The following is a 6,393-nucleotide window of genomic DNA, read 5'->3' as shown; positions in this document are numbered from 1 at the left end:
CATGAAAATTTGTTAAGAAGCGGGCAAGATGCCCGCACTCCTCGAATTCTTTGATATGACTGGAGTGGGAGCATCTTGCTCCCTGGATTTTTAATTAGGGTATTTCCGCTTCGCGGACATGAATAAGCGAACTTGATATGAGTGATTATTAATGGTTGTTAAGGGGCAAGGGGTTTCAGCCCCTTGCGATCGTTATATCGAGTGGGGCATCATAGGGGGACGGTCTTATATTTTCTCCAGAAGGGTGACTGCATAGGCGGCAATCCCTTCTTCTCGACCCACTGGGCCGAGTTTTTCATTGGTGGTAGCTTTGATGCTAATTCGATCGGGTTGTAGATTTAAAACGTTCGAGAGGCGATCGCCCATTGCTGATAAATGAGGCTTTAATTTCGGGCGTTCTGCGACGATCACAGAATCAATATTTACCACTTGCCAACCCCGGTCAATGAGTAAACCATTGACCTGATAGAGGAGTTTCAGGCTATCAGCTCCTTTCCATTGGGGGTCACTGGGGGGAAAATAATGGCCAATGTCTCCTAAGCTTAAGGCTCCGAGCATGGCATCCATAATCGCATGGGTTAACACATCAGCATCACTATGACCGACTAACCCAAGTTCATGGGGAATATTTACCCCTCCTAGAATCAAGGGGCGGTTTGGGCCGAGTTGATGGATATCATAACCGTTACCGATGCGAATATTCATGACCATGAGAAAGGCGATCGCCAGCTATTTGCTTCGATCATACCCCAAATTCATGGGAATCTAGTTGGCAATTCTCAGCCATCCGCGACGAGTTGCGTAGATCAGGCGATCGATTGCCGAGCGTTCTTCTTCACTAATGGACTGTTGCAGTAGTACGGATTGGAGTTGTTTGCGGTTTTCCGAGGTTAATTCCCCAGTATGGCAAGCCTGAAACACCAATTCGGCGATATTGAAACCAGAAGATATGGTATGAGGTTGAAACATGATGCTATTAAAGTCGAGATTTTAAGAAATTGTCAAAAGAGCTAGAACCTTCAGCACTGGCGCTTTAGACCTTTTATGTTATAGTTGACCTTCGCCGCCGATCTGAATGTATAAGACTAAGGTAATTCAAAAAAACCCTAGCTAGTGTGAGACCCCTCCAGATTTATCGTGATGTGCATCACAAAGGGAAACCCCTCCCTCAAGGATAGCACTTGACAAAAAACACAAAATATAATATAGAAACTCTCTGTTCCCAAACCTAAGCCTGAAGGCAAGCACCCTGACACCATACTCAGAAGACAATAGGGTAAACTGAGTCTTAGCTTTATAAAATTCTAGGCTCTTTTATACTACTATGCCCCACTTAAAGACTGTCCAGCAATTTTTGAAACAATTCTTGATTATTGCCGTAATTTCATTTATCTTCACCGAGATTGGATTTAGAATTTACAATCAGATTAATCCCAGTTTCATCTTTTATGATAAATCCTATGGTCGTTTTCGAGGAAAACCCTTTTCTAAGCATTATGATTTTACTTTAAATTCCCAAGGATATAAAGATCTAGAGTTTGAACCTCAAAAAGCAGAAGGTATTTACAGAATCATCGGCATCGGAGATTCTTTTGCCTTTGGTGTAGTCCCCTATGAAGAAAATTATTACACCTTGGTTGAAGAGCAACTAAAAGCGCAAAATAAATCCGTAGAACTCTATAATTTTGGCATTCCTAACCTCAATCCTAAAGATTATCTAGCCGTATTAGTCACTGAAGGACTAAATTACAATCCTGATATGATTGTCGTTTCCTTTTTTATGGGGAATGATTTCTTAGATAGCCAAGATCGAAATCTGTCTCAGCCCCTCTATACTTATTCTTATGTTGTATCACTTTTTAAGTTCCTGTGGGAGATCCAAAAAAGTTATGAAGGGGAGTGGGAGCTACCGGAAAATATGCTTTATGATGATAATATGAAGGTCTTTACCGATGAAAATTATCTCAGTATGGAGATGCGTCGGAGTAAGATTTTCATTAAAGATAATCCTGAATTTGGTCAAACTTTTGACTATGCCATAGATTTTATCAATCAGATGCATGAGAGAGCTAAACAGCGCAATATAGAGTTTTTAGTGGTGATTATTCCCGATGAAGTACAGGTGAATATGGAGCTGCAAAATCAAGTGGTTTCGGGTCTTGAGATGCAGCCAGAAGAATTGGATTTCTCCTTGCCTAATCGATTGCTTGCAGAAAAACTATCTGCGCTGAATATTGATTATCTAGATTTATTAGAACCCTTTCAACAATCAGGACAAAATACTCGCCTATATCGTCCCAATGATAGCCATTGGAATATTGCCGGAAATCGATTAGCTGCTACAGAAATTGTTAAAACTATTTTACCCAAGTTATCTGAAGTTAGGACTGCTCCCCAACCTTAATTGATCTGTATCTGAGCCGTTGAATTCTGAGTTGAACGGGATATAATCCTGTGGTTAATCTCGTAACTTACCTTAAGGTAAGCATGAGCCATTACTGATTCAAGTGTAAAAATCATGAAAAAATTGGCAGTTCAGTGACCAGTCGAGCGATCCCAGATGGCGATCGCCCTCAAGTTATGCTCAACCTTCAACGTGGGATTTCATACTTTACATCGATAATTCTGAAGAATCTCCAGTTTACAGAGGATAGGGTTTATTGTTAAGTTGTTTGAACAGTTATTTATACAGGTTTTGAGTCATGGTTGTCATGGAAGACATGGGAACCCCTATCGGTAGCTATGCCCCAGATTTTGAAGTGCCAGGTGTGGACGATCGAGTGCATCACCTAGCCCGCTATATGGAAAAATATCAGGTGATTGGTGTGGTCTTTATGGGTAATCAATGCCCGTATGTTGCCGAGCTTCTTGAGGCTCTAAAGCAACTACAAGCTCAAGGGGAAGCTCAAGGGGTGATGTTGGTCGGGATGAATGGGAATAAGGGTTCGGAGGAGTCGGGGGAGAGTTTTGCCCAAATGAAGCAATTTGCCCAAGAGCATGAGCTGAATTTTCCCTATCTGCGAGATGTGACCCAAGATGTGGCCCAATGTTTTGGTGCAACCCAAACTCCGGAAATATTTTTGCTCAATCATGAAGGGAAACTCTGTTATCGTCGGGGTTTGGCAGAGGAGGAGAAGGCGATAGAGCGATGGGTAGAAGATGTCCAGGGGGCGATCGCCCAAATGCTTCAAAGAGAAGAGGTCACCTATCCCATTCCAGCACTCTTGGTCGGCACTCCCATTCAATGGCGCTCCTGAGCTAAATCCTAGACCTTGAGAAAACCATTCGGGAAGAGGGTCAACATTCTGCTATCTTAGGTGAGAGCAATTCGTACTTAAAATCATCGATCTGGAGATTACAGAGGCTGGCCATGGGTACAGGTTATCAGCGCATATTACTTAAACTCAGTGGTGAGGCCTTAATGGGAAGCCTGGCCTATGGCATCGATCCCGCGATCGTGCATACTATTGCCGAGGAAGTGTCGGAAGTGGTCTCTGGCGGAGTACAAGTGGCCATTGTTGTGGGTGGCGGAAATATTTTTCGGGGCGTGAAAGGGGCGGCCGCTGGTATGGATCGGGCAACAGCCGACTATATTGGCATGATTGCCACGGTGATGAATGCCATGACCTTACAAGATGCCTTGGAACAAATCAATGTCCCCACTAGGGTACAAACGGCGATCGCCATGCAGGAAGTGGCAGAACCCTATATTCGTCGTCGGGCCATGCGTCACTTGGAAAAGGGACGGGTGGTCATTTTTGGCGCAGGATCGGGGAATCCTTTCTTTACCACCGATACCACGGCCGCTTTACGGGCCGCAGAAATCAGTGCGGACGTGATTTTTAAGGCGACTAAGGTGGATGGGGTCTATGATAGCGACCCCAAAACGAATCCAGATGCTAAACGCTATGAGAGCTTAACCTATCAGCATGTTTTGGCCCATGAATTGCAAGTGATGGATAGTACGGCGATCGCTTTGTGTAAAGATAATGATATTCCCATTTTGGTCTTTGACCTGTCGGTGAAAGGCAATATTCGTCGCGCCGTCATGGGAGAGTCAGTTGGAACAGTTGTAGGAGGTTCCTGTGAAATTAAATGATGTAGAAGAGTTAATGCAGAAGGCCGTTGAGTCTACTCGCCATTCTTTTAACACCATTCGGACGGGAAGGGCCAATTCTGCCCTCCTAGACCGAGTAATGGTTGAATATTATGGTACGCCGACTCCTCTCAAATCTCTGGCGACTATTAGTACCCCGGATTCCAGTACCATTTTGATTCAACCCTACGATAAAACGACGTTAACTCCGATCGAAAAGGCGATTTCTCAATCCGATGTGGGATTAACCCCCAATAATGATGGTCAGGTTGTGCGATTGAATATTCCTCCCTTAACGGAAGAACGGCGTAAAGAGTTCGCCAAACAGGCGGCCAAGTTAGCAGAAGAAGGTCGCGTTTCCGTGCGGAATAATCGCCGTCAAGGCATTGATGATGCTCGCAAAAAAGAGAAAAGTGGAGACCTGACTGAGGACGAATCTCGGACTTTGCAAGATGATATTCAAAAGCTCACAGATAAGTATATTAAGAAAATTGATGACCTGTTAGCTGAAAAAGAGAAAGATATCACCACAGTCTAAGATTGTGGACTCTTACTCCCCGCTTACCCAACCGGTTAAGCGGGCAAAGCAAAACTGACAGCCGCCTGGGTTTGGCTCGGACGCACGATATAGGCAACATGCATGGGGTAGCCATAAGTGGCATAAATCAGATCGATATGTTCGAGTGCCGTTTCTTGGTAATTATAGGTCTTGAGTATGATTTGATGTCCGTTGGCATATTCAAGGCAAACATCCCAAGTTATGATTATTTTCTCGTTTGATTCTAAGTTGTCTGAGAGTTTCATCGTCTTTGTAAAGTTGTGGTGCAGTGGTAATTTCCCTCGTAATAATAAAACACAAGTATGGTTTTTGACTTCAGTGGATATACGTATTTTTGGTAAAAACTCAAAAAAATTGCCTAAAATCTAAGTAAAGCTAGATCGTAAAAACCACAGGAATCAAGCAGAAATTACCAGAAAGACCACCAAAAAAACGGTTAAGGAGTGTTATCGTACAGTTGTCAAAATCTGGAAGAAAGTTATCCTATGTTTGATTGCATGATTGTTGGAGCAGGGCCGGCTGGGGCAACAGCGGCTTATCATTTGGCTAAACAGGGCCGTTCTGTGGCGATCGTGGAACAAGCGGCTTTTCCCCGGTATAAGCCCTGTGGTGGGGGAGTGTCTCCAGCGATCGCCGAATATTTTGATTTTGATCTCGACCCAGTGATTAGCTTGAAAGTAAACCAACTGCGCTACACCTGGCAACTCGACGATCCAGTGGATGTCAAGCTGAAAGAACAAGAGATGCTCATCGTCCGTCGGGATAGTTTCGATCAGTTTCTCGTGCAACAAGCTCAAAATCAAGGGGCAACTCTCAAGGATAATACTCCCGTAACCGGTATTGAGTGGAAAAGCGATCGCTGGGAACTGAAAACGGCCCAAGGTATAATTGAAGGCCGCTATCTGATCGCTGCGGATGGAGCTAAAGGCCCCATGGCCAAATGGCTGAAAATCAAACAAGGTAAGGAAAAACTAGCAGGCATTTTACAGATCTCTGGCCTATCTACCGAGGAAACCCCATCCCTACATTTTGATTTTGGCAACCTCAAAAATGGCTTTATTTGGAACTTTCCTCAGAGTGATGGCTATGGGATCAGTGCCACCACGTTCCAGGGAGGAGATGCCAAAAATCTCCAGGAGACCTTGCAGAGCTATTATCAATCTAGTGGACTTCCAGGGGGAACCGTTCAATACCATGAGCATTCAGTGCGCTTGTGGGATGGCGATCGCCCCTTACATACCCAAAACGCCCTAGTTGCTGGCGAAGCCGCCCAAATCGTCGATCCCCTCTCTGGTGAAGGTATCCGTCCCTCGATTTTTAGCGGAGTCAAAGCAGCAGAGGCGATCGACGCAGCCCTTGGTGGCAACAGCAACGCCCTAGAAACCTATAGCCAAACCCTTTCAGAAGTTTGGGGCGCTGACATGAAATGGGCTGCCCGCATTAGTGGGGTATTTTATAAACTGCCCAAAGTCAGTTATCGAGTCGGCGTTAAACGACCAGCCGCCAGTAAAGTGATGAGTAAAATCCTCTGTGGACAACTCAGCTATGCAGAAGTTGCCGGAGCTGCCATCAAACAACTCGGAAGCGGACTGTTTAATTGACACTCCCCGACCTAAAGGTACGGGGATTCTTGGTTCACGGAGATTACTTGCTTAGACAGAATTACTTCTGAGAAAGTAGAGGTCTTCTCTCCCCAAGCGTTTATTGGGTCTAGCCCAAGAGTTCCCGTATGCCCTAC

The 6,393-nt window shown here is 44.8% G+C and carries 8 protein-coding genes and 1 pseudogene; 5 read left to right on the top strand and 4 right to left on the bottom strand.

What is annotated here, in order from left to right; all coding sequences use genetic code 11:
* Nucleotides 1–225: 225 nt before the first annotated feature.
* Nucleotides 226–705 (bottom strand): 2-C-methyl-D-erythritol 2,4-cyclodiphosphate synthase, encoded by a 480-nt coding sequence (ispF, locus tag PMG71_RS08120; protein ID WP_283753158.1) that lies wholly within the window; start codon nucleotides 703–705, stop codon nucleotides 226–228.
* A 60-nt stretch (nucleotides 706–765) separates the two neighbouring features.
* On the bottom strand, nucleotides 766–969 hold the full coding sequence (locus PMG71_RS08115; RefSeq protein WP_283753157.1) for a hypothetical protein: 204 nt from the start codon (nucleotides 967–969) through the stop codon (nucleotides 766–768).
* Nucleotides 970–1,324: 355 nt separating this feature from the next.
* Here PMG71_RS08115 and PMG71_RS08110 point away from each other — a divergent pair, with 355 nt between their 5' ends.
* The 4 genes from PMG71_RS08110 (at nucleotide 1,325) to frr (ending at nucleotide 4,634) form a co-directional block, all read left to right on the top strand.
* A complete protein-coding gene (locus PMG71_RS08110) occupies nucleotides 1,325–2,404 on the top strand; it encodes an alginate O-acetyltransferase AlgX-related protein (RefSeq protein ID WP_283753156.1) in 1,080 nt (359 codons plus the stop codon).
* A gap of 298 nt (nucleotides 2,405–2,702) precedes the next feature.
* On the top strand, nucleotides 2,703–3,257 hold the full coding sequence (locus tag PMG71_RS08105) for a redoxin domain-containing protein (RefSeq protein ID WP_283753155.1): 555 nt from the start codon (nucleotides 2,703–2,705) through the stop codon (nucleotides 3,255–3,257).
* 113 nt (nucleotides 3,258–3,370) lie between these two features.
* Nucleotides 3,371–4,099, top strand: a complete 729-nt coding sequence (pyrH, locus tag PMG71_RS08100) for a UMP kinase (RefSeq protein ID WP_283753154.1) — start codon at nucleotides 3,371–3,373, stop codon at nucleotides 4,097–4,099.
* The gene (frr, locus tag PMG71_RS08095) at nucleotides 4,086–4,634 is read left to right on the top strand and encodes a ribosome recycling factor (protein ID WP_283753153.1); all 549 of its coding nucleotides are present in this window, start codon (nucleotides 4,086–4,088) and stop codon (nucleotides 4,632–4,634) included. Before pyrH ends, frr begins: the two co-directional genes overlap by 14 nt.
* Nucleotides 4,635–4,669: 35 nt before the next feature.
* Here the strand turns inward: frr and PMG71_RS08090 are convergent, their stop codons facing one another.
* Nucleotides 4,670–4,900 carry a hypothetical protein gene (locus PMG71_RS08090; protein WP_283753152.1) on the bottom strand — a complete coding sequence of 77 codons (231 nt, stop codon included), beginning with the start codon at nucleotides 4,898–4,900 and terminating at the stop codon, nucleotides 4,670–4,672.
* A gap of 240 nt (nucleotides 4,901–5,140) precedes the next feature.
* Between PMG71_RS08090 and PMG71_RS08085 the strand changes: the two genes are divergently transcribed.
* On the top strand, nucleotides 5,141–6,256 hold the full coding sequence (locus PMG71_RS08085; RefSeq protein ID WP_283753151.1) for a geranylgeranyl reductase family protein: 1,116 nt from the start codon (nucleotides 5,141–5,143) through the stop codon (nucleotides 6,254–6,256).
* 11 nt (nucleotides 6,257–6,267) lie between these two features.
* Here PMG71_RS08085 and PMG71_RS23855 read toward each other — a convergent pair.
* Nucleotides 6,268–6,393, bottom strand: a pseudogene (locus tag PMG71_RS23855) (RNA-guided endonuclease TnpB family protein); the annotation flags it as partial.

Source organism: Roseofilum acuticapitatum BLCC-M154, assembly GCF_030068475.1.
Taxonomy (GTDB): Bacteria; Cyanobacteriota; Cyanobacteriia; order Cyanobacteriales; family Desertifilaceae; genus Roseofilum; species Roseofilum acuticapitatum.
Note: the sequence above shows the minus strand (reverse complement) of the source record. Positions and strands in the feature narration are given on the sequence as shown.

Excerpts from the sequence above, each read along its gene's own strand:
- pyrH (WP_283753154.1), top strand. The coding sequence starts at position 3,371 with ATGGGTACAGGTTATCAGCGCATATTACTTAAACTCAGTGGTGAGGCC.
- PMG71_RS08105 (WP_283753155.1), top strand. The coding sequence starts at position 2,703 with ATGGTTGTCATGGAAGACATGGGAACCCCTATCGGTAGCTATGCCCCA.
- PMG71_RS08115 (WP_283753157.1), bottom strand. The coding sequence starts at position 969 with ATGTTTCAACCTCATACCATATCTTCTGGTTTCAATATCGCCGAATTG.
- PMG71_RS08090 (WP_283753152.1), bottom strand. The coding sequence starts at position 4,900 with ATGAAACTCTCAGACAACTTAGAATCAAACGAGAAAATAATCATAACT.
- ispF (WP_283753158.1), bottom strand. The coding sequence starts at position 705 with ATGAATATTCGCATCGGTAACGGTTATGATATCCATCAACTCGGCCCA.
- PMG71_RS08085 (WP_283753151.1), top strand. The coding sequence starts at position 5,141 with ATGTTTGATTGCATGATTGTTGGAGCAGGGCCGGCTGGGGCAACAGCG.
- PMG71_RS08110 (WP_283753156.1), top strand. The coding sequence starts at position 1,325 with ATGCCCCACTTAAAGACTGTCCAGCAATTTTTGAAACAATTCTTGATT.